Genomic DNA, 20682 nt, shown 5'->3' on the forward strand with positions numbered 1-20682 from the left:
ACCCCTCGGTTAGACTCGAGGGCGCCGGCGCACCCGCCGGCGACGCCGCAGAGATAGGAAGCCACCGAACCCGTGACTCCCACCGCGACACCGGATACCACCCCCGAACCAGACGCCGAGGGCTCGCCCATGCCCGACCGCTCCCCGCTGACGATTGTGATCGCCGCCGACACCTTCGCGCCCGACGTCAACGGCGCCGCCCGCTTCGCGGAGCGCCTCGCCGCGGGCCTCGCCGGCCGCGGCCACGACGTGCACATCGTCACCCCGAGCGTCGGGCACCGCAACCACGGCGTGTTCACCGAGCACATCGAGGGCCAGGACCTCACCGTGCACCGGCTGCCCGGCGTGCGCTGGCCCCCGCACGACTGGCTGCGATTCGTCTGGCCCTGGCGTAGCAAGCACTACGCGCGCAAGGTGCTCGACGCCGTCCAGCCCGACGTCGTGCACAGTCAGTCGCACATCGTGATCGGGCGCGGTCTCACCCGCATCGCGCATCAACGAGGCATCCCCGTGGTCGCCACCAACCACGTGATGGCCGAGAACATCATCGACTTCACGACCCTGCCGCCCGTGCTCGACAAGATCGTCGTCAAGCTCGCGTGGGACGACGCCAAGCGCACCTTCGACATGTCGCGCGCCGTGACGACGCCCACCCGCAAGGCGGCCGAGTTCCTCGAGCAGACGATCGACATCGAGGGCGTCATCCCGATCAGCTGCGGCATCGACAAGCGCAACTACACGCCCGACCTCACCCCGCGCGAGCACCACCGAGTGCTGTTCGTCGGCCGGCTCACCACCGAGAAGCACGTCGAGGTCACCCTCGGCGCCGTCGCGAAGCTCGCCCCCGAACTCCCGAACATCACGTTCGACATCGTCGGAGGCGGCGACCAGCGCCGCAATCTCGAGCAGACCGCGCAGCGCCTCGGCGTCCAAGACCGGGTCACCTTCCACGGTCGGGTGGAAGAGGACGAGCTGCGCGCGTCGTACGGCAAGGCGGACGTCTTCGCGATCGCCTCGATCGCCGAGTTGCAGTCGATCGCGACGATGGAGGCGATGGCCTCGGGCCTGCCCGTCGTCGCGGCCAATGCCGTCGCGCTGCCGCACCTCGTGCACGACGGTGAGAACGGATACCTCTTCGAGCCGGGGAACGTCGACGACCTCGCCGACAAGCTGCGCCGCGTGCTGACCGCGTCGCCCGAGGAGTACCTGCGCATGCAGCAGGCATCCCTCGACGGCGTCGAGATCCATGACATCGAGAACACGCTCGACACGTTCGAGAAGCTCTACCGCGGCGAACCGCTCGGAGCCTGACGCCGTGCGGCTGCTGTTCGACGTGCGGTACATCCGCACCGACTTCCACGACGGCATCAGCCGGTATTCGGCGGAGCTCGCTCGCGCCGTGTTCGCCGCCGCGCCCGCACGGGGGGTCGACGTCGTCTTCCTCATCCACGACGAGGCGCAGCGCGCGCTCCTGCCCGCGGGGGCGCGCACCCTGCTCGTGCACGCGCCTACCTCGGCGCTCGAACCGTTCGCCGCGCTGCGGCTGAACCGCTACCGTCCCGACGCGGTGTTCTCGCCCATGCAGACGATCGGCTCGCTCGGCCGTCGCTTCGGGCTCATCCTGACCCTGCACGACACGATCTACTACCGGCACCGCACGCCCCCCCGCGACCTGCCCTGGTACGTGCGCGTCGGCTGGCGCCTGTTCCACCTCTCCTACGTGCCACAGCGCCTGACCCTCAACGCCGCCGACGTCGTCGCCACCGTGAGCGAGACGAGCGCCGCCGAGTTCGCCCGCGTGAACCTCACGAAGCGCCCCGTCGTGGTCGTGCCCAACGCGCCGCAGCGGCTCGCCGAGCTCCTCCCCGAGGGGGCCGAGGTCGTGCCGGGCGCGCAGAACCTCGTCTACATGGGCTCGTTCATGCCCTACAAGAACGTCGAGACGCTCCTCGGCGCCGCGGCCCTCCTGCCGGGGCGCACGCTGCACCTGCTGTCGCGCATCTCACCCGCCCGCCGCGCCGAGCTCGAGGCGCTGATCGACCCCGCCGGCGCGCGCGTCGTCTTCCACGGCGGGGTGACGGATGCCGAGTACGCGGCCCTCCTCGCCGACCACGGCGTCCTGGTCTCCGCCTCGCTCGACGAGGGCTACGGCCTGCCCGTCGCCGAAGCGCTCGAACTCGGCGTCCCCGCCGTCGTCACCGACATGCCGATCTTCCGCGAGGTCGCCGGCGACGGTGCGCTGTACGCACCCGGGATGGATGCCGAGGCGTTCGCCCGAGGCATCCGCGCCCTCGACGACCCCGCTCGCCGCGCCGAGGTGATCGCCGCGGGCACCGCCCACATCGCGCGATTCGACTGGGGCCGGTCGGCGGACGTGCTGCTCGACGCGCTCGCCGGGATCTGAGCGGTCCGGCGGTCGCGGTCTCCCACACGCGCGCTTTCTCGAAGCAGGCGCGCGGCGCCCGGCGCCCGGGGAGTCCGCGTCAGAGGTACGAGGTGAGGGCGTAGAGGAGCCCGGTGAGCGCGCTCGCGATGAGGGCGACTCCGACGCCGATGCCGATGCCCGCCGGCAGCGGGGCGTCGCGGCGCGAGAGCAGGCCGCAGACGAGTGCGGCGACGCCGAGCACCAGCCCCACGATCCCGAGGGCGGCGCTGATCATCGTGTAGACGGCGTAGCCGCCGCTGGCGACCACGGTGCGCAGCACGAAGGGCTGGAAGAGGTTGCCGACGAGCGGGAGCGCCCCGAGGATCACCGCGGTGAGGGCAAGCCCGCGTCGCGAGCCGTTCGCTGCGGATGCCTGCGGCGCGGGCGACCAGCCCGCCGGTGCGGACGGATTCGGCGCGTACGGATTCGGCGCGTACTGCGGCGGGGTGTAGTAGGCCGGTGGTGCGGCGGCGGCCGTAGGCGGAGTGTCGGGCGTCGAAGCGGCGGACGGGTCGGGCGTCGACATGGCGGCCTCCTCTGGCACGGGCCTCCACTCTCGGTGTCACCACCGACCGAGCGAGGGGCGTCAGGGCAGGCGCGTGCGATCGGTCGGGGTGCGACGGTAGCCGTCGACGTGCACGGTGCGGAAGGTGGCGGCGATCGCGATCGCCGAGATCAGCGTGAGGAGAGTGAGAAGGATCATGGCAGGAACGCTATGCACGTATCCAAACCGCCACTAGTGGCAGAAAAGCCGCCCCTAGTAGTATTCCTGCCATGAAGACTGTCGCGTGCGTCGTCCTGCCCGGGTTCGCTCCGTTCGAGTTCGGCGTCGCCTGCGAGGCGTTCGGACTCGACCGCTCCGACGACGGCATCCCGAACTTCGACTTCCGCGTCGTGACACCCACACCGGGCGTCGTGCCTTCGAAGATCGGCTTCTCGATCAACGTCGACGCCGATCTCTCCTTCGCCTACGAGGCCGACCTCGTCGTGATCTCGCCGATCCCGCACGAGTACTGGGACGACGTGGACGAGCGCGTGCTCGACCTCGTCCGGCACGCCGTCGCGCGGGATGCCTGGGTGCTGAGCGTCTGCAGCGGGTCGTTCGTCCTCGCGGCGGCGGGCGTTCTCGACGGTCGCCGCGCCACGACGCACTGGATGTACGCCGAGAAGATGGCAAGCCTTTACCCCGAGATCGACGTCGACCCGAACGTGCTCTACGTGCAGGATGCCCGCATCATCACGAGCGCCGGCACCGCCGCGGGGCTCGACGCCTGTCTGCACCTCCTGCGCATCGAGCTCGGCGCGGAGATGACGAACACCATCGCCCGGCGCATGGTCGTGCCGCCGCAGCGCGACGGCGGCCAGGCGCAGTTCATCGCCAAGCCGCTGCCCGAGTCCACCTCGATGTCGCTCACGCCGGTGACGGAGTGGATCGTCGAGAACCTCACCCTCGACCTCTCGGTCGATCAGCTCGCCGCCCGCGCGCACATGTCGCCGCGCACCTTCGCGCGCCGGTTCAAGGCCGACTACGGCACGACCCCCGCGGCGTGGCTCGCCCGGCAGCGGATCATCCACGCGCAGCGCCTGCTCGAGCAGACCGAACTGGGCCTCGACGCCGTCGCCTTCGAGAGCGGCTTCGGCTCGGCGGCGGTGCTGCGCCAGAACTTCACCCGGATGCTGGGGCTGAGCCCCACCGCGTACCGGGCACGCTTCACCTGCACGGCTGCGGCACCGGCGGAGCTGGAGGCGATCGCGTCCTGAGGGGGAGGCGTCAGGCCGGGCGGATCGTGCGCGCCAGCTCGTCGACGACCGGGTCGAGAGCCTCTGCGAGGGGCAGATCGGAGCTGGCCGTCAGGACGACGATGTCGCGCTCAGCGGTGCGCCACACCCAGTTGGTGGCCCGGACTATCCTGTCGGCCTCGGTGCGCACCCACCGGGTGGACTTCACGCCCGCACCGAGATGCTCCGAGTCGAACGGCACGACCTCGGCCTCGCGCACAGCGGGTTCCTGGTTCTCGTGTGTCAGATCGATCAGTGCGACGTCGTCGCGACGCGGCATGTCGTAGACGTCGACGATCGCGTGCGGTGCGGTGATGTTCGGCAGATGCACGAAGCGGATCGTCCCCGACCGGTTGCCGCGCACCGCGCCGATGAGGTACGCCCGCAGCCACTCGACGAGCTCTGCCGGCGCGGCCGTGCCTCCTTCTCCACCGAAAGCGCGCGCGACGGCATCCGCCCACTGCTCTTCGTCGCCGAACGACTCCCAGGGGAAGACGTTCGGCACGTAGACCCACCGGTCCAGGTCGTAGTCCATGTCGATGGCCATGCGGTTCCTCTCAGTCCCAGCGGAGCGTGCGCAGCAGGAGATCGCCGAGCTCGGCGAGGGCGTCGACGATCGGCGCGAGCTCCGGATCGACCGTCCCGCTGATCGTGCAGACGGCCAGCAGCTGCCGCTCGGCATCCGGGATCGACCACCGGAAGCGCATCCTCAGCAGCGGCGCCATCTCGTCGGCGGTCGCGGGCGCGGTGAATCTCTCGGTGGCGCGGACGGCCTCGCCCGCCGTCGTCGTCACGATCTCGGTGGACTCGGATGCCGAGGACTCCGGGTCAGCGGCGCCCGGTGCCGGGGCGGTGCTGATGGCGATCGCCAGCGACACCGGTGCGCGCCACGGCACTCCCATCGGCACGACGAGGTCGAGCACGCCGGCCTCGCGCGCGCTGCGGGCGGAGGCGACGAGCTGAGCGGCGGTTCTCTCGATCTGCGGGCCATAGCTGTCACGCGGAAGGTCGCGATAGTGGCGACGGACGAGGTCGGCGATCTCGTCGTCGGTCGAGTGCGCCACCGGGATGAGCAGGAACCCCGGCGGCAGCACGAGCCGGTAGCGTGGCGGCGCGATCTCGTTCACGGTTTCCTTCACTGTCGTGGCGGACGGCGCTGCATCCGGTTGCGATTCCAGTCCCACGGGCGGCGCGGGGCGCGACGCACGATCTCCTTCGGCGGCACCACCGTACCGTCGTCGTCTATGTACTCCCGCCACGTTCGCGGCAGCAGGCGCATTCCGCTCAGCAGCATGCGTGCGACGGTGACGAGGATCAGGAAGAACTGGATGAACACGAGGTTGTCGACCCCGAAGAAGTTGACACGACCCTGGTGGGCTTCCGCCGCCGCGGCGGCTGCGGCGATGTAGAGCGTCGTGCTGAAGGTCAGCACGAGCACCGTCAGAAGTGTGCTCCGCGTCGTTGCCCGCGGACCCCGCAGTGGCAGCGGTAGCGAACCCACGGCCAACACCACGAGCAGCAGGGTCATGGGGTAGGCCGCCCACCACGGCGGCATGAAGGCGGGAAAGCTGTCGGGCACGGCGCCGTTGCTCACGAACGAACCGGTCACGAGCTGTCCCACCAACAGTCCGATCGTCGGGAAGGCGCCGAAGATGATCCAGAGGATGGTGGCGAGGAACAGTCCGTCCCCGAAGCGGGCCTCCCACGCCACGCGGCGCTCAAGCGTCACGGGGTGGAGGCGGAGCGCCAGTCCGCTCCCATCGGCGCCTCGAAGAGCCCGGGAACGAATCCGTACACCTCGTTGAGGCCGGTCGTGAGGGTGCCCAGCGGTGTCTGGACTCCGGTCTGGTCCTGAACCCAGTTCATCAGCTGGTCACTGCGGTTGATCCCGATTCCGACCATGTTGTAGGCGTCGAGCGACGAGCCGATCTTGCCCATCGTCCCCACGACGTTCTTCAGGCTGTCGACGCCGCTCGTCACGAGGTTGTCGATGGCGCCTCCGGCGCCGAGCCGCGCCTGCGACGCGATCTGGTCGAACTCGGAGATGATGATGCTGTCCGACTCGCGGATGCCCTTGATCGCATCGTCGCCCCAGTGCGTGACGACCTGTGCGAGGTTCGGCCGTGCCGACAGGACGCTCGCGCTCTCTTCGGCCACCATCCGCATCGGCTGACGGATCGAGCCGACCAGGCCCCGATCGAGCAGATTGCCGATGACCTGGCGTGCGCCGTTGCCCCAGACCATCCCGGGGCTGCGCACCGCGAGCGTGGCCGCGCGACCGCCGCGCAGGGCGACCGTGCCGAGTTTGATGCCGGCCAGCGCAGCGCTTCCCACGCCGAAGGTCAGCACGCCGATGGCGTCCAGCGCGAAATCGAACCACGACCCGTCGCCCGACGAGGCCAGCAGGAAGCTGAGCCCCATCGACAGGACGGCGAGCCCCAGGGCGATGGGCGCGAGCACGGGGAAGAAGATCGACAGCACGCCGACGATGGCGGTGACGACCGTGAGGATGTCCTTGACGACCTTCAGCCACTCCGCGTTCTGGTTCACCCAGTCCAGGACGTTGTCCCACCACGAGTCGTTGAGCGAATCGCTGGACACCGTCTGGGAGATGGTGGATGCCGCGGTGTCGCCGGCCTGCTGCACACGCTGGACCGCGGCATCGTAGGCGGCCTGCGCCTGGGAGAGGTCCGTCGCCGCCGACGTGCTCATCGACGAGTAGCGTCGCGCGGCATCCGTCGCCTCGGCGAGCTCATTGGGGTCGACGGTCTGCTGCGTCGCCTGACGGGCCTCCGTCAGGTTGCGCTGCGCGTAGGTGTGGCGACGCTGGGCGTCGTCGTGCGCGGCGATCGCGGATGCCGCTTGCTGCTGCGCCTGCTCGAGCTCGTTCGCGAAGACGGCGAGCGCGGAGCCGGCCACTTCGTAGCGCTCCCGGATGCGGGAGAGGAAGGTCTTCGTGTCGCCGATCGTCCCGGCCAGGGCCTCGACGGCTTCGCTCGTCTCCTGCTGCGACGCACTGATGACCGCCTGCAGCATGTCGACCGCTTCCGATACCGCGCGGGCCGTGGAACTGTATCGCGAGGCGTGCCCGCGGATGCCGGCGACATCGCCGCCGATGGGTGCCATGCTCATCCGTTGCTTCCCTCCTTGAGCTTGTCGGCCAGCTGGCCGTCGACGCCTTCGAAGGCATCGGCGGCGCCGTCGGCGCGCTTCTGCAGCTGGTCCACGCGATCCGCGAGGTCTTTGCGTCGCCGGTCCCACCCCGAGGTGAACTCGTCCACGGCGGAGGCGAGCCCGGCGTGCGGGATCATCCCCGCCAGGTCGCGCGCGTCGCCATCCCCGGCGGTGAGGGTGCCGTGGACGGTCGCGAGCTGGTTCGCGAGGTTTCGGAGGTTCTCCGTATTGACGACGAGATCGGCCACGTTGTCACTCTAGGTGAGCCCCGGGACGGTCGCGATGGGGAGGACTGCCCATCGCCGCGAGGCTTGCCGCCGGTGCCATACTTTGATAAAGTTGAGTCCAGATGGCTCAAGTTTGAGCCTCGCAGATTTCTCGCCAGTTTCAAGGAGACACGATGAACGCACAACCCCAGCCGGGCCAAGAGGAGCAGCAGAGCGCCCTCGAGCAGTTCGGCATCAATCTCACCGAGCGGGCCCGGCAGGGAAAGCTCGACCCGGTCATCGGTCGCGACAGCGAGATCCGCCGCGTCAGCCAGGTGCTCACCCGCCGCACGAAGAACAATCCCGTGCTCATCGGCGAGCCCGGCGTCGGCAAGACGGCGGTCGTCGAGGGCCTCGCCCAGCGCATCGTCGCGGGCGATGTCGCCGAGTCGCTCAAGGACAAGGAGCTCGTCTCGCTCGACATCTCCGCCCTGGTCGCGGGCGCAATGTACCGCGGCCAGTTCGAAGAGCGCCTGAAGAGCGTGCTCAAGGAGATCACCGAGTCCGACGGGCGGATCATCACCTTCATCGACGAGCTGCACGTGCTCATGGGCGCCGGCGGCGGCGAGGGATCGGTCGCGGCCTCCAACATGCTCAAGCCGATGCTCGCGCGCGGCGAGCTGCGCCTGATCGGCGCGACGACGCTCGACGAGTACCGCGAGTTCATCGAGAAGGATGCCGCGCTCGAGCGCCGCTTCCAGCCGGTGTACGTCGGCGAGCCGAGCGTCGAGGACACCATCGCGATCCTCCGCGGCCTCAAGGAACGCTACGAGGCGCACCACAAGGTCGCCATCTCCGACGGGGCGCTCGTGGCCGCGGCATCCCTGTCGAACCGCTACATCCCGAGCCGGCAGCTGCCCGACAAGGCCATCGACCTGATCGACGAGGCCGCGTCGCGCCTGCGCATGGAGATCGACTCGGCCCCGCTCGAGATCGATGAGCTGCGCCGCCACGTAGACCGGCTGAAGCTCGAAGAGCTCGCCCTCAAGAAGGAGAAGGATGCCGCGGCGAAGGAGCGTCTCGCGGCGCTCCGCGAGACGCTGAAGGTCGAGCAGAAGAAGCTCGACGAGCTGCAGGCGCGGTGGGAGCGCGAGCGTGCGTCGCTCAACGCGGTCGGCGAGCTGAAGACGAAGCTCGACCAGGCCCGCAGCGAGGCCGAGCGCGCGCAGCGCGAGGGCAACCTCGAGAAGGCGTCGCGCCTGTACTACGCCGAGATCCCCGCGCTCGAGCGGCAGGTCGCCGAAGCCGAGCACGCCGAGGCCGCCGACGGCGAGCGGATGGTGAACGAGCAGGTCACCGACGAGGACATCGCCGCCGTGATCGCCGCGTGGACAGGCATCCCGGTCGGAAAGCTGCTGCAGGGCGAGAGCGAGAAGCTCGTACACCTCGAGTCGGAGCTCGGCAAGCGCCTCATCGGGCAGAAGGACGCGGTCAAGGCCGTCAGCGACGCCGTACGCCGCTCGCGCGCCGGCATCAGCGACCCGAACCGCCCGCTCGGCTCGTTCCTGTTCCTCGGCCCGACCGGCGTCGGCAAGACCGAGCTCGCGAAAGCGCTCGCCGAATTCCTCTTCGACGACGAGCGCGCCATGGTGCGCATCGACATGTCGGAGTACGGCGAGAAGCACTCCGTCGCGCGTCTGGTCGGTGCCCCTCCCGGGTACATCGGCTACGAGCAGGGCGGGCAGCTCACCGAGGCCGTGCGCCGGCGCCCCTACTCGGTGGTGCTCCTCGACGAGGTCGAGAAGGCGCACCCCGAAGTCTTCGACATCCTGCTGCAGGTGCTCGACGACGGCCGCCTCACCGACGGTCAGGGCCGCACCGTCGACTTCACCAATACGATCCTGATCCTGACGTCGAACCTCGGCTCGCCGATCCTCATCGACCCGACGCTGACGGTCGAGCAGAAGCGCGAGCAGGTCATGGCGCTCGTGCGTACCGCGTTCCGCCCCGAGTTCCTCAACCGGCTCGATGACATCGTGATGTTCACGGCGCTGAGCGAGGACGACCTCGCGCAGATCGTGGAGCTCTCGGTCGACGCCCTGCAGCGCCGGCTGAAGGACCGTCGCCTGACCCTCGCGGTCACCCCCGACGCGCGCGCCTGGCTCGCCGAGCGCGGGTACGACCCCATCTTCGGGGCGCGGCCGCTGCGCCGGCTCATCCAGTCGGAGATCCAGGACCGCCTCGCCATGGCGCTCCTGTCGGGCGGCGTGCACGACGGCGACATCGTGCGGGTAGACGTCGCCGCCGACGGCTCGGGCCTCGTGCTGACCTCGGCCGGCGCGGCGCCCGACGAGCGGGCGGATGCCTCGGCATCCGGCGCCTCCGACGCCGACGTCATCGAAGGCGACCTGCTCGACGACTGAGGTTCCAGCCGAATGCACTGCGGCGCTCGCGAAAGCGAGCGCCGCAGTTTCGACTCACGCGTCGATGACGAGGGATTCCTCGATGGGGCGGCGGGTGCGCGGCGCCTGCTCGCGCTCGCGGAGCGCTTCGGGGGCCGCATCGATGTCGCCGAGCGCGCCGACGGCCATGACGGTCACGGCGGCGAGGTCGTCGCCGAAGCCGAACGCCTGAGCGATCCGGTCGCGGTCGAACCCGCCCATCTGGTGGGTGTACAGGCCCGACGCGTGCGCCTGCACCGTGAAGTGCGCGGCGGCCTGGCCGGTGTCGTAGGCGGCCCACGGCAGCGGCTTGCCGTCGAGCGAAGCCGAGGCGGCGAACACGATCAGCGCCGCGGCATCCGCCGCCCACGCCTGGTTGAAGCCCATCAGCGCGTCGACGATCTGCGCGTGCTCGGCCGTGCCGCGGCGGGCCACGACGAAACGCCACGGCTGCGTGTTGTTCGCCGACGGCGCCCAGCGGGCGGCCTCGAGCGCGCTCGCGAGCGCCGCCTCGTCGATCGGGGTCTCGGCGTCGAAGATGCGGGTGCTCCAGCGCTCGGCGAGCACATCGAGAATGGGGGCGGCGGTGACGGCGGGGCTCATGGCGACTCCTTGGGGGGTGGTCCGTTGGGGTGTGGGACGCCGTCGGCCCGGAGCATTCAACCGTATACAACGCCGGTATGTTCCCGCTGAAAGGCTTTCGTTTTGCAGAAGGTCGGCGGGAGTTCCCACGCCCGGGCCGGTCGGCGTGCGGGATGCCGGGGCTAGCGTGGCATCCATGACCACCATCGCGACGGCTGACCTCTACGACGAGCGCGGCGACGAGCTCGACTCGCTCTCGCTGCAGCTGCACGACATCGGCGGGCACGTCGCGTTCGACGGGCCCGTCCGCACGATCCGCTGCCACCGCGACAACGCCCTCGTCAAGGCGACGCTCGCGACGCCGGGCGACGGCGCCGTGCTCGTCGTCGACGGCGGCGGGTCGCTCGAGTCGGCGCTCGTGGGCGACCTGATCGCGGCGTCGGCCCTCGAGCACGGCTGGGCCGGCATCATCGTGTTCGGCGCGATCCGCGACCGCGAGGCGATCGGCGCGCTGCCCCTCGGCGTCAAGGCGCTCGGCTCGAACCCGCGCAAGAGCGCGAAAGACGGCGTCGGCGAGGTCGATGTGCCCGTCGAGATCGCGGGCGTCGCCTTCCGCCCCGGCGCACACGTGTGGGCCGACGCCGACGGCATCCTCGTCGAACGCTGACCACGCCTGAGCACTGACCCGCCAGAGCACTGACCACGCCTGAGCGGTGACGACAGCAGGGTGGATCGCGCGCTGGGGCCCTTGCGCGGACACGCACGACGGGTTCAGCCTGCTGTTGTCATCGTTTCTGTTGACACCGTTCCGAGGTCGACCTCACGACAGGAGTGCTCCATGGTCACGATCGACTCCGCCTTCTCGGGTTTTTCCGTCGACGACATCCCCGCCGCGCAGCGCTTCTACGGCGACACTCTGGGTCTCACGGTCGAGGTGAACGAGATGGGCATCCTCGACATCGCCCTGCCGGGCGGCGGGCACGTCATCGCCTATCCGAAGAGCGATCATGCCCCGGCATCGTTCACCGTCCTCAATCTCGGCGTCGCCGACATCGACACCGCCGTCGACGAGCTGAACGCGGCGGATGTGGTCACCAAGATCTACGACGACCCCGATTTCGGCACCGACGCGCGCGGCATCTCGCGCGGGCGCGGGCCCGACATCGCGTGGTTCCGCGACCCCGCGGGCAACGTGCTGTCGGTCATCGCCGACGCGCGCGGCTGAAACCCACCGACGTGCGCGGCTGAAACCCGCCGACGCGAGCATCCTTCGCGGGTGGCACCCCACGTGACACCCGCGGGTGGCGCCTGGGCGTCCCTCCCGCGCGACGAGCCGTGCCCAGGTGCCCCTCGTGGCGCGCCGGTTCGGCCAGACTGAGCACACGCAGCCACTTCGCGAAGGGGGACCGATGCCGCTGATCTTCTTGTGCGGGTTCGTGGCGATCGCGCTGTGGTCGCTCGTCGAGCACCGGTTCGCGCGCTGGGGGGTCGCGGGCCCCGCGGCCCTCGCCCTCGCCGGTGCCGTGCTCGTGTTCATCGACGTGAACGGCTTCGCCGACGCGATCGCGGGCGACGCGGCCGAGCACGTCGTCGAGCTGATCCTCGCGGTGCTGCTCTTCGTGGATGCCTGTGAGGTGCGCGGCGGCATCTTCGGCGGCGAGGGCCGTGTCATCGCCCGACTCGTGCTCATCGCGTTGCCGCTGTCGCTGCTCGCGGTCGTGCTCAGCGGGGTGTGGATCGTGCCGGAGCTGAACGTATTCGTGCTGCTCGTGATCGCGTGCGTCGTCATGCCGACCGACTTCTCGCCGGCGGCCGAGCTGCTGCGTTCGCCGTGGATTCCGCCCCGAATCCGCCAGATCCTCAACGTCGAGAGCGGCTACAACGACGGGCTCGTCTCACCCGTGTTCGCGATGGCGCTCGCCGCGGCCGTGGCCCTGCCGGCACTCCTCGCCGCGGCCGACGGCGGCACGATCAGCACCGACGCGCTCAGCCCCGACGCGCAGGCGCAGCTCGAAGAGAACCTCACCGAGTTCGCCGTCGCCTTCTTCGGCGCCGTGCCGGCGACCGTCATCGCCGCGCTCATCGGCGTCGTGTTCGGCGGATTGTTCGGGCTGCTCGCCCGACTCGCGCTGACCCGCGGGTGGGCGGCGCCCTCTGGCATCCGCTACGTCATGCTGCTCGTGCCGCTGCTCGCCTTCGGCACCGCGACCGTGTCGACGATCGCGGCGAACGGCTTCGTCGCGGCGTTCGTCGCGGGGCTGATCTATCGCCTCATGCGCACGCGCGGCACCGCCGAGCACACCATCCCGCACGCCGAGGTGCTGCTCGTCGAAGAGGCGGGAACCCTCGCGGCGAACCTCGTCTGGTTCGTGCTCGGGGCGATGACGGTCGTGGTCGTGCTCGACGGGTTCGACGTGCGCCTGCTCGTGGTGGCGGCGCTCGCGCTGACGCTCTTCCGCGTCGTGCCCGTCTACGTGTCGATGCTCGGTTCGTCGGTGCCGTGGCGCGAGCGCACGATGATCGGGTTCATCGGCCCGCGCGGCACCGCGACGATCGTGTTCGGACTGCTCGCGTTCAACAGGCTGCCCGAGCCCGAGGCCTACGACGTGCTCGCCGTGACGGTGTTCACGGTCGTCGGCAGCATCGTGCTGCACGGGCTCATCGCGCCGCAGCTCGCCACCCGCGGTCGGCGTCTCGGCCTCGAGGCGTGACGAAAACCTGCGAGGTGGGGCGCGAGTCGTCTCGCTGACGGTCGCGAGCCCTCTCCCGCCCCACTCAGCAGGTTTTCATCACCGGCGGCGCGTCAGCCCGCGAGTGCCTCACCGAGCTTGACGCGCCCGCCCATGCGCAGGATCGAGTTCTCGTAGATCTTCGCGCCGACCCAGATCGCCAGAACACACGTGACGAGCAGGATGCCGAGCGACAGGATCGGCTCCCACCACTGCGCCTGCCCGAGGAAGAGTCGCACGGGCATGCCGACGGGGGCCGAGAACGGCACGTACGACATGACCGTGAGCACCGTCGGGTTGTTCCAGAAGAAGATCACCAAGAAGTAGGGCCCGAGGATCAGCAGCATGAGCGGGGTGGTCGTCGCGCCGATGTCTTCTTGCCGCGAGACCATCGCCGCCGCGGCGGCGAACAGCGCCGCGAGCAGCACGAACCCGAAGAGGAAGAACACCGCGAACCACGCGATCGGTCCGCCGACGCCCTGCAGGAATTCCGTCTGGCCCGTGACGGTCAGGCCCACGACCGCGATCGCGGCGAGGATCACCACCTGTCCCATCGCGAGGATCGTGTTGCCGACCACCTTGCCGGCCAGCAGCGCCCGCGCGGGGATCGCCGAGATGAGCAGTTCGACGACGCGCGTCTGCTTTTCTTCGACGACGCTCTGGGCGATCGTCGAACCGAAGGTCTGCGCTGCGAACAGGAACACGATGCCGAAGCCGATCGCGGCGATGTAGCCGATCCAGTTGGTCGAGCTCGCGGGGTCGAGCACCACGACCGACGGCGATTGCGACAGCGACATGAGCAGGCCCTGCGGTGCGTCGGATTCGACGACGAGCGCGTAGCCGAGCGGCGACGCGTCGTCGGCGATCACGGCGGCATCGACCGACCCGTCTTTCACGAGCGCTTCGGCTGCCGTGCGGTCGGCGACCTCGGTGACCTCGAGGCCGGGCACGCCGTCGACGTACCGCGCCGACTCGCTCGTCACGGCGACGGGCGTCGTCGAGGCGCTCTGCGCGCTGAAGCCCGCCCAGATGACCCCGGCGAGGGCGATGACGAACAGGATGCCGAACGAGATCAGGAACGCCTTGCTGCGCAGCTTCGACCCGATCTCGCGTTCGGCGACGAGCCAGACGCTCTGCGCGAAGGTCGGTGCGGTGGTGGCGGCGGCGGTGGCGGTGGTGTGCGCGGTCACTGGATGACCTCCTTGAAGATCTGGGCGAGGGACGGATGCCGGGGCGCGAAACTCGTGACCGCTCCCTCGGCGATGGCGCGGCGGAGCACCCGCTGCGCCGTCTCGTCGGTGTCGGCGTCGAATAGGGCGTACCCGCCGTCGAACGAGACGACCTCGACTCCGGGCTCGCTCCGCAACCACCCGGCGTCGCCCGCCGAGATCAGCTCGAATCGGCGCTGCGCGTGCTCGGCGCGCAGTTCGTCGCGCGACCCGGTCGCCCGGATCGTGCCGCCCGCGATGATGACGAGCTCGTCGCACAGCCGCTCGACGACGTCGAGCTGGTGCGACGAGAACAGCACGCCGACGCCGGCCGCGGCGCGCGACTGCAGCACGCCGGCGACGACGTCGACCGCGATCGGGTCGAGGCCCGAGAACGGCTCGTCGAGAATCAGCACTTCGGGATCGTGCACGAGGGCGGCGGCGATCTGGGCGCGCTGCTGGTTGCCGAGCGACAGGGTTTCGATGTTGTCGTTCAGCCGCTCGCCGAGGCCGAGTTCGACCAGCAGCGCCTCGGCGCGCTCGGTCGCGTCGGCCTTGCCGAAGCCGTGCAGCCGCGCGAGGTAGACGATGTGGTCGAGTACGCGCATCTTCGGGTACAGCCCGCGCTCTTCGGGCATGTAGCCGAAGCGGCGCCGGTCGGCCGCCGTGACGGGCGCGCCGTCGAGGGTGACGGTGCCCGCGTCGCGGGCGAGCACCCCCAAGATGATCCGCATCGTGGTGGTCTTGCCGGTGCCGTTGCCGCCGACGAACCCGGTCAGCCGGCCCGGCGCGACCTGAAAGCTGACGTCGTCGAGCACGCGCGTGGTGCCGTAGCTTTTCGTGATGCCGCTCAGTTCGAGCATGCGCTCCTCCTCTTCGGCGGCCACGGCGGTCGTCGCCGCAGCCCCTCCCCCTCGACGCTAGGCGAGCAGGCGGTTCGCTGCCTCCGCCGCACGACGGACTCCTGGAGCCCCGCCGCACCCGTTCGCGCCGCCGGCTCCGCCGCGCGGGGGAGGGAGCGCGGGGGAGGGAGTGCCGCGGATGCCCCGCGCTCAGGCGAGCCCGTGCCGGTGCGCGTACACGACCGCCGCGACGCGGTCGCGCACCCCGAGCTTCTGCAGCAGGTTCGACACGTGCGTCTTCACGGTGGCCTCGCCGATGTAGAGCGCCGCGGCGATCTCGGCGTTGCTGCGCGCGTCGGCGAGCAGGCGCAGCACCTCGCTCTCGCGCTCGGTGAGGTCGACGCGGATGCCCGGTGCCGAGAACGCGCGGGGCGGCGAGGCATCCATCGGCTGCGTGCGCGCGAAGCGCTCGATGACGCGACGGGTGACGGCGGGCGCGAGCAGCGCGTCGCCCGCGGCGGCGACCCGCACCGCCTCGACGAGCTGCTCGGGCCCGGCGTTCTTCAGCAGGAATCCGCTCGCACCGGCGTCGAGCGCCTGGAACAGGTAGTCGTCGCGGTCGAACGTCGTCACGATCACGACGGCCGAGCGCGACGACGGGTCGGCGATGATGCGCCGCGTGGCTTCGAGGCCGTCGAGGTCGGGCATCTGCACGTCCATGCAGATGACGTCGGGGCGCAGAGTGGATGCCTCGGCCACCGCCTCGAGCCCGGTCGCCGCTTCTCCCACGATCGTGATGTCGGGTTCGGCGTCGAGGATCATGCGAAAGCCGGCGCGCATGACGGCGTGATCGTCGACGAGGAGCACGCGGATCGGCGCGCTCATGCGCGGGCCTCGGCATCCGTCGACGGTTCTGCCGAGGGCGTGGCGGCGACCGGGACGCCGGGGCCGACCGGGACGCCGGGGGAGGCCGGGCTTCCGGGGGAGGAGAGCGGCACGCGCACGCGCACGAGAAAGCCGCCGCGGGGGCGCGGCCCGGCTTCGAGCGTGCCACCCGACGCCGAGGCGCGCTCGCGCATGCCGACGAGACCGAGCCCCGGCCGGCCGACGAGGTGGGCGCGACCGTCGTTCGAGACTTCGAGCTCGATCGCGTCGGCGCTGTAGCGCAGCCGCACGTCGGCGGTGGCGGTGGGGCCGCCGTGGCGGCGTGCGTTGGTGAGCGCTTCTTGCGCCACGCGGTACAGGTTCACCTGCACGAGCTCGGGCGCCTCGAGGGGCTCGCCGACCACCGCGAACGTGGTCGGCAGTCCGTTCTCGCGCGCGTGCGCGATCAGGTCGGGGAGTGCCGACAGGTGCACCGTCGAATCGGTCGGTGTGTCGGCGTCGGGGGTGCGCAGCGTCTCGAGCAGCTGACGCAGTTCGACGAGCGCGTCACGCGCCGACTGCTCGACGGCCTGCAGGGCGCCGCGCACCGCCGCGGGATCACGATCGAGCACGGCGCGGGCGGCGCCGGCCTGAACCCCCATCGCCGACACGTGGTGGGCGACCACGTCGTGCAGCTCGCGGGCGATCCGCACGCGGTCGAGGGCCACGGCCTGCGCGGCGGTGAGCTCGCGCTCGCGATCGAGCTCGCGGGTGCGCTCCTCGAGCGCCGCGCGCGAACGGGCCTGCGCCCACGCGCGCTCGCCGAACAGGTACGCGCCGCCGAAGAAGGCGACGTTCACGAGGAACTGCAGCAGCATGTACGCGGCGAACGGCGAGAACAGCCCCGCGCGAGACAACCCGCCGTCGCCGTCGGCGGTCGCGGCCTGAAAAGTCGTCACGAGCAGCCACACGAACATGCCGGCGATCACCATCCACCGCACCACGGTCGCGCGGCGGCGGTCGGCGACCCACGCGCCGACGGTGTACATCGCGATGAACACGGCGACGTTGCCGACGTAGACCTCGGGAATGCGCAACGACGCGCCGACATAGAACATGGCCGCCACCCACAGCAGCACCACCTCGGGGTACCGGCGGCGCAGCGCGAGCGGCAGGGTGAGGGCGGCGGAGTAGACGAGCGCCCAGCCGAACGCGGGCGTCTCGTCGCCGTAGACCCCGGCCACCTGGCCCAGCCACGCGCTGATGATCGCCCCGATCAGCAGCGCCAGCGCGAGCCAGAGATCGGCGCGCCGCTCGGCCGGGCTCACGCGCCGCGAGGGCAGTCGTACGCTCATGGCATCCACGCTAGAGGGGGCTGTGGTCGTCCGCCTCCCCCGCGCGAGGGAGCGGGCGTCCTCAGCAAACGCACAGGTGATCGACACATGCCGTCCACCATTCGCACATCTGCAGTCTCTACACTCAGGCGAGTGACGAGCGCCCCCCAGGCCCGCCGCGCCTCAGACGTGAGCGGCACAACCTCCCTCGCGTGGATTCCCTCGGCGTGGAGTCGGGGTGCGACGCGAATGCTGGCCCTGCGGGCTCCGATGGTGCGCTTCGCGATGACCACGCGCGGCCTGATGACCGGCTTCGCCGTCGTTCACGGCCTCTACCTGCTCGTGCTGCTGCCGACGATCCTCGCCGGGCAGACCCAGGGCGACCTGCCGCTCTACCGCCTCTGGGCCGAGCAGGCCAAGCTCGGCTACTGGCCCGTCATCGACATGCCGTGGGTGTACCCCGCCGGTGCGCTGGCGCCCATCATGGCCGCGATCGCCGCCGGTCCCTACAACTACCAGCTCGGCTGGTTCGTGCTGATGATCGGGGCGAACCTGTTCGCGATCCTCGCGCTCACCGGTGGGCTGCGTCGCCGTTCCGGCTACCCCGCCGCCTGGTACTGGCTCGCCGTGCAGGTGCTGCTCGCGCCCGTCTCCATGCTGCGCCTCGAGGGCTTCGCCGCGCCGCTCGCGATCGGCGGCCTGGTGCTCCTCATGCGCCGCCCCGCGATCGCCGGTGCGCTCATCGCCGCCGCCACGTGGATCAAGGTGTGGCCCGCCGCGATCGCCGCTGCGGCGGTGACCGTGGCATCCAACCGTCTGCGCATCATCATCGGCGGCGTCGGTATCAGCGTCGTCATCGCGATGACCGTCGTGGTCTTCGGCGGCGCCTCGAACCTGTTCAGCTTCGCGACGATCCAGGGCGACCGTTCACTGCAGCTCGAAGCGCCCGTCGCGACGCCGTGGGTGTGGGCGACGGTGCTCGGCATTCCCGGCTCTGAGATTCACCAGAACTACGTGCTCGCGACCCGTGAGGTCGCCGGCCCGGGTGCGCACCTCGCCGGCGACGTCGTCGGTCTGCTCATGCCGATCGCGTTCGTGATCATCGTGCTGCTGCTGTGGCGCGCACGCCGCCTCGCGGTGCGCCAGGGTCGCCTCACGACCGGCCTTGAGCAGCGCCTCATCCTCGTGGCGAGCTTCGCGCTGACGGCCGCGCTGATCGTCTTCAACAAGGTCGGCTCGCCGCAGTACATGCTGTGGCTCGCGCCCATCGTCGCGGTCGGCCTCATCGTCGACCCGCAGGCCTGGCGCAAGGCCGCCGGCTGGCTCGCCGGGGTGTGCTTCGCGACGACGCTCGTCTTCCCCGTGCTCTACATGCCGCTGATCGACGGAGACCCGTTCTCTGCCGGCGTGCTGCTCGCGCGCAACGTGATGGTCGTGGGCCTGTTCGTCTGGAGCGTCGTCGTGCTGTGGCGCGCGGGCTCTGAGACGGTGCGCGAGCGGGATGCCGCGGTGCTGCCCGCGCCCGCCGTCGCGATCGCCGGGGCCTGACGCCTTAGCTAACCACCCCGCGGCCCGGCCACCCCATGGACCGGGGCGCCCGGACCCGGCACGATGGACGCATGGCCGAATACACCGTGGGACTGATCGTGGGCTCCGTCTCGGAGCCATCGCTGAACCGCCGCTTCGCGGAGGCTCTCGTGCGGCTCGCTCCGGGCACCGGGCTCGTGATCAGCGAGATCCCGATCGCCGAGCTGCCCTTCTACGGCGCGCAGTACGACAAGGACTTCCCCGCCGTCGGGCGCGCGTTCAAAGACGCGGTCGACAGCGCCGACGGGCTGCTCATCGTCACCCCCGAGTACAACCGGTCGATCCCCGGTGCGCTCAAGAACGCGCTCGACTGGGCGTCGCGGCCCAGCGGGCAGAGTTCGCTCACCGGCAAGCCGACGGGGGTCACCGGGGCGAGCAAGGGGGCGATCTCGACCGCCCTGGCGCAGAGCCACCTGAAGTCGATCCTCGCCGCGCAGGGCGCGCCGCTGGTCGGGGCGCCCGAGGTCTACATCCGCATCACCGACGACTTCTTCACCGAGGACGGCGCCATCGCGAACGAGGGCACGCGCGAGTTCCTCACCGCCTTCCTGCAGCGCCTGCACGAGCTCATCCGCCGCTGGCAGTAGCCCCGCCGGCGACCTCTCAGAAGATCATCGGCCGGTCATCGTCGTCGGCCCCGTCGAGGTCGAGGTCGACCGTGACGGGCACGTGGTCGCTCGGGATCTCGCCCTTGCGTTCGTCGCGGTGAATGGATGCCGCGACGACGGCGTCGGCAAAGGCGTGCGAGCCGAGGATGAAGTCGATGCGCATGCCCTCGTTGCGGGGAAAGCGCAGCTGCTTGTAGTCCCAGTAGGTGTAGCCCGTGGGAACGAGCGGTCGCACGGCGTCGGCGAGGCCTGCGCCCAGCAGCGCCTGGAACGCCTCGCGCTCGGGCGGCGAGACGTGCGTCGAGACACCCTCGACGACGGTCGGGTCGCCGTTGTCGGCATCGGTCGGGGCGATGTTGAAGTCGCCCGTGAGTGCAAGCGCGAGGTCGGGGTTCTGCCGCAGCGAGTCGGCGGTGTAGCCGCGCAGCGCTTCGAGCCAGGCGAGCTTGTAGGTGTAGTGCGGGTCGTCGAGGCCGCGCCCGTTCGGCACGTAGAGGCTCCAGAGCTCGACCCCGTCGATCGTGCCGCCGATGGCGCGCGCCTCCTGCGGGGCATCCGGTCCGTCGTGCCCCTTCGCGAAGCCCGGCATGCCGGGAAAGCCGATCTTCAGGTCGTCGATCGGCTCACGGCTCGCGATCGCGACACCGTTCCACTGGTTCAGTCCGTGCGCCTCGACCGTGTAGCCCGCGTCCTCGAACTGGGCGTAGGGGAACTGCTCGGGCTTGCACTTGATCTCCTGCATCAGCAGCACGTCGATGTCCTCCCGCACGCAGAACTCCACGGTGCGGATGACGCGGGCGCGGATCGAGTTGACGTTCCAGGTGGCGATGCGCATGGCATCCAGCGTATTGCTCGCCGCCGACGTCGCCTGCCCGTGTCCGTCGCCCGCCGTGTCCGTCGCCC

21 protein-coding genes are annotated in these 20682 nt (G+C 70.5%); 9 read left to right on the forward strand and 12 right to left on the reverse strand.

All coding sequences use genetic code 11. The features are described 5' to 3' along the window. The first annotated feature begins 129 nt into the window (after nt 1-129). The gene (locus tag G3N18_RS03060; protein WP_196382838.1) at nt 130-1311 is read left to right on the forward strand and encodes a glycosyltransferase; all 1182 of its coding nucleotides are present in this window, start codon (nt 130-132) and stop codon (nt 1309-1311) included. 4 nt (nt 1312-1315) lie between these two features. Then, nucleotides 1316-2404 carry a glycosyltransferase family 4 protein gene (locus G3N18_RS03065; RefSeq protein WP_141380612.1) on the forward strand — a complete coding sequence of 363 codons (1089 nt, stop codon included), beginning with the start codon at nt 1316-1318 and terminating at the stop codon, nt 2402-2404. Between the two features lie 79 nt (nt 2405-2483). Here G3N18_RS03065 and G3N18_RS03070 read toward each other — a convergent pair whose 3' ends face one another. Beyond that, entirely contained in the window at nt 2484-2951 is a 468-nt protein-coding gene (locus tag G3N18_RS03070; RefSeq protein ID WP_196382839.1) for a hypothetical protein, read from the reverse strand. 248 nt (nt 2952-3199) lie between these two features. Here G3N18_RS03070 and G3N18_RS03075 point away from each other — a divergent pair, with 248 nt between their 5' ends. Beyond that, nucleotides 3200-4186 carry a GlxA family transcriptional regulator gene (locus tag G3N18_RS03075; protein WP_196382840.1) on the forward strand — a complete coding sequence of 329 codons (987 nt, stop codon included), beginning with the start codon at nt 3200-3202 and terminating at the stop codon, nt 4184-4186. Between the two features lie 10 nt (nt 4187-4196). Here the strand turns inward: G3N18_RS03075 and G3N18_RS03080 are convergent, their stop codons facing one another. Genes G3N18_RS03080 through G3N18_RS03100 form a run of 5 tightly spaced genes read right to left on the reverse strand, consistent with a single transcriptional unit; the run spans nt 4197 to nt 7626 of the window. Then, nucleotides 4197-4751 carry a hypothetical protein gene (locus G3N18_RS03080; RefSeq protein ID WP_196382841.1) on the reverse strand — a complete coding sequence of 185 codons (555 nt, stop codon included), beginning with the start codon at nt 4749-4751 and terminating at the stop codon, nt 4197-4199. Nucleotides 4752-4761: 10 nt separating this feature from the next. Then, the gene (locus G3N18_RS03085) at nt 4762-5331 is read right to left on the reverse strand and encodes a hypothetical protein (RefSeq protein WP_196382842.1); all 570 of its coding nucleotides are present in this window, start codon (nt 5329-5331) and stop codon (nt 4762-4764) included. A gap of 8 nt (nt 5332-5339) precedes the next feature. Continuing rightward, nucleotides 5340-5933 (reverse strand): hypothetical protein, encoded by a 594-nt coding sequence (locus G3N18_RS03090; protein WP_196382843.1) that lies wholly within the window; start codon nt 5931-5933, stop codon nt 5340-5342. Beyond that, nucleotides 5930-7336 carry a hypothetical protein gene (locus G3N18_RS03095; RefSeq protein ID WP_196382844.1) on the reverse strand — a complete coding sequence of 469 codons (1407 nt, stop codon included), beginning with the start codon at nt 7334-7336 and terminating at the stop codon, nt 5930-5932. Before G3N18_RS03095 ends, G3N18_RS03090 begins: the two co-directional genes overlap by 4 nt. Further along, a complete protein-coding gene (locus G3N18_RS03100) occupies nt 7333-7626 on the reverse strand; it encodes a type VII secretion target (RefSeq protein WP_196382845.1) in 294 nt (97 codons plus the stop codon). The genes G3N18_RS03095 and G3N18_RS03100 overlap by 4 nt, the downstream gene beginning before the upstream one ends. 152 nt (nt 7627-7778) lie before the next feature. Here G3N18_RS03100 and G3N18_RS03105 point away from each other — a divergent pair, with 152 nt between their 5' ends. Next, nucleotides 7779-10007, forward strand: coding sequence for an ATP-dependent Clp protease ATP-binding subunit (locus G3N18_RS03105; protein ID WP_196382846.1), 2229 nt, complete (start codon nt 7779-7781; stop codon nt 10005-10007). Between the two features lie 54 nt (nt 10008-10061). Here the strand turns inward: G3N18_RS03105 and G3N18_RS03110 are convergent, their stop codons facing one another. Then, nucleotides 10062-10628: a nitroreductase family protein gene (locus tag G3N18_RS03110; RefSeq protein ID WP_196382847.1), complete on the reverse strand. Its 567-nt coding sequence runs from the start codon at nt 10626-10628 to the stop codon at nt 10062-10064. A gap of 175 nt (nt 10629-10803) precedes the next feature. Here G3N18_RS03110 and rraA point away from each other — a divergent pair, with 175 nt between their 5' ends. From rraA to G3N18_RS03125, 3 genes are all read left to right on the forward strand, one after another. After that, nucleotides 10804-11274 (forward strand): ribonuclease E activity regulator RraA, encoded by a 471-nt coding sequence (gene rraA / locus G3N18_RS03115; protein ID WP_196382848.1) that lies wholly within the window; start codon nt 10804-10806, stop codon nt 11272-11274. Nucleotides 11275-11445: 171 nt separating this feature from the next. After that, entirely contained in the window at nt 11446-11832 is a 387-nt protein-coding gene (locus tag G3N18_RS03120; RefSeq protein WP_196382849.1) for a VOC family protein, read from the forward strand. 184 nt (nt 11833-12016) lie between these two features. Then, a complete protein-coding gene (locus G3N18_RS03125; protein WP_196382850.1) occupies nt 12017-13318 on the forward strand; it encodes a cation:proton antiporter domain-containing protein in 1302 nt (433 codons plus the stop codon). Nucleotides 13319-13410: 92 nt separating this feature from the next. On the opposite strand, the gene G3N18_RS03130 is transcribed toward G3N18_RS03125, so the two are convergent. From G3N18_RS03130 to G3N18_RS03145, 4 genes are all read right to left on the reverse strand, one after another. After that, a complete protein-coding gene (locus tag G3N18_RS03130) occupies nt 13411-14526 on the reverse strand; it encodes an ABC transporter permease (protein ID WP_196382851.1) in 1116 nt (371 codons plus the stop codon). Continuing rightward, entirely contained in the window at nt 14523-15407 is an 885-nt protein-coding gene (locus G3N18_RS03135; RefSeq protein ID WP_196382852.1) for an ABC transporter ATP-binding protein, read from the reverse strand. Before G3N18_RS03135 ends, G3N18_RS03130 begins: the two co-directional genes overlap by 4 nt. A 189-nt stretch (nt 15408-15596) precedes the next feature. Beyond that, nucleotides 15597-16271, reverse strand: a complete 675-nt coding sequence (locus G3N18_RS03140; protein WP_196382853.1) for a response regulator — start codon at nt 16269-16271, stop codon at nt 15597-15599. After that, on the reverse strand, nt 16268-17605 hold the full coding sequence (locus tag G3N18_RS03145; RefSeq protein ID WP_196382854.1) for a sensor histidine kinase: 1338 nt from the start codon (nt 17603-17605) through the stop codon (nt 16268-16270). The genes G3N18_RS03140 and G3N18_RS03145 overlap by 4 nt, the downstream gene beginning before the upstream one ends. 132 nt (nt 17606-17737) lie before the next feature. On the opposite strand from G3N18_RS03145, the gene G3N18_RS03150 reads away from it, so the two are divergent. Continuing rightward, nucleotides 17738-19132: a hypothetical protein gene (locus G3N18_RS03150; RefSeq protein ID WP_338038207.1), complete on the forward strand. Its 1395-nt coding sequence runs from the start codon at nt 17738-17740 to the stop codon at nt 19130-19132. A gap of 71 nt (nt 19133-19203) precedes the next feature. Beyond that, nucleotides 19204-19758 carry an NADPH-dependent FMN reductase gene (locus tag G3N18_RS03155; protein WP_196382855.1) on the forward strand — a complete coding sequence of 185 codons (555 nt, stop codon included), beginning with the start codon at nt 19204-19206 and terminating at the stop codon, nt 19756-19758. A 16-nt stretch (nt 19759-19774) separates the two neighbouring features. Here G3N18_RS03155 and G3N18_RS03160 read toward each other — a convergent pair whose 3' ends face one another. Further along, on the reverse strand, nt 19775-20614 hold the full coding sequence (locus G3N18_RS03160; protein WP_196382856.1) for an exodeoxyribonuclease III: 840 nt from the start codon (nt 20612-20614) through the stop codon (nt 19775-19777). Nucleotides 20615-20682 lie beyond the last annotated feature (68 nt).

This window comes from Microbacterium paulum, from assembly GCF_015707995.1.
Taxonomy (GTDB): domain Bacteria; phylum Actinomycetota; class Actinomycetes; order Actinomycetales; family Microbacteriaceae; genus Microbacterium; species Microbacterium paulum.

Coding starts and splice junctions, on each gene's coding strand:
- G3N18_RS03125 (WP_196382850.1), top strand. CDS start 12,017: ATGCCGCTGATCTTCTTGTGCGGGTTCGTGGCGATCGCGCTGTGGTCG.
- G3N18_RS03120 (WP_196382849.1), top strand. CDS start 11,446: ATGGTCACGATCGACTCCGCCTTCTCGGGTTTTTCCGTCGACGACATC.
- G3N18_RS03110 (WP_196382847.1), bottom strand. CDS start 10,628: ATGAGCCCCGCCGTCACCGCCGCCCCCATTCTCGATGTGCTCGCCGAG.
- G3N18_RS03095 (WP_196382844.1), bottom strand. CDS start 7,336: ATGAGCATGGCACCCATCGGCGGCGATGTCGCCGGCATCCGCGGGCAC.
- G3N18_RS03160 (WP_196382856.1), bottom strand. CDS start 20,614: ATGCGCATCGCCACCTGGAACGTCAACTCGATCCGCGCCCGCGTCATC.
- G3N18_RS03135 (WP_196382852.1), bottom strand. CDS start 15,407: ATGCTCGAACTGAGCGGCATCACGAAAAGCTACGGCACCACGCGCGTG.
- G3N18_RS03075 (WP_196382840.1), top strand. CDS start 3,200: ATGAAGACTGTCGCGTGCGTCGTCCTGCCCGGGTTCGCTCCGTTCGAG.
- G3N18_RS03080 (WP_196382841.1), bottom strand. CDS start 4,751: ATGGCCATCGACATGGACTACGACCTGGACCGGTGGGTCTACGTGCCG.
- G3N18_RS03070 (WP_196382839.1), bottom strand. CDS start 2,951: ATGTCGACGCCCGACCCGTCCGCCGCTTCGACGCCCGACACTCCGCCT.
- G3N18_RS03140 (WP_196382853.1), bottom strand. CDS start 16,271: ATGAGCGCGCCGATCCGCGTGCTCCTCGTCGACGATCACGCCGTCATG.
- G3N18_RS03105 (WP_196382846.1), top strand. CDS start 7,779: ATGAACGCACAACCCCAGCCGGGCCAAGAGGAGCAGCAGAGCGCCCTC.
- G3N18_RS03155 (WP_196382855.1), top strand. CDS start 19,204: ATGGCCGAATACACCGTGGGACTGATCGTGGGCTCCGTCTCGGAGCCA.
- G3N18_RS03145 (WP_196382854.1), bottom strand. CDS start 17,605: ATGAGCGTACGACTGCCCTCGCGGCGCGTGAGCCCGGCCGAGCGGCGC.
- rraA (WP_196382848.1), top strand. CDS start 10,804: ATGACCACCATCGCGACGGCTGACCTCTACGACGAGCGCGGCGACGAG.
- G3N18_RS03060 (WP_196382838.1), top strand. CDS start 130: ATGCCCGACCGCTCCCCGCTGACGATTGTGATCGCCGCCGACACCTTC.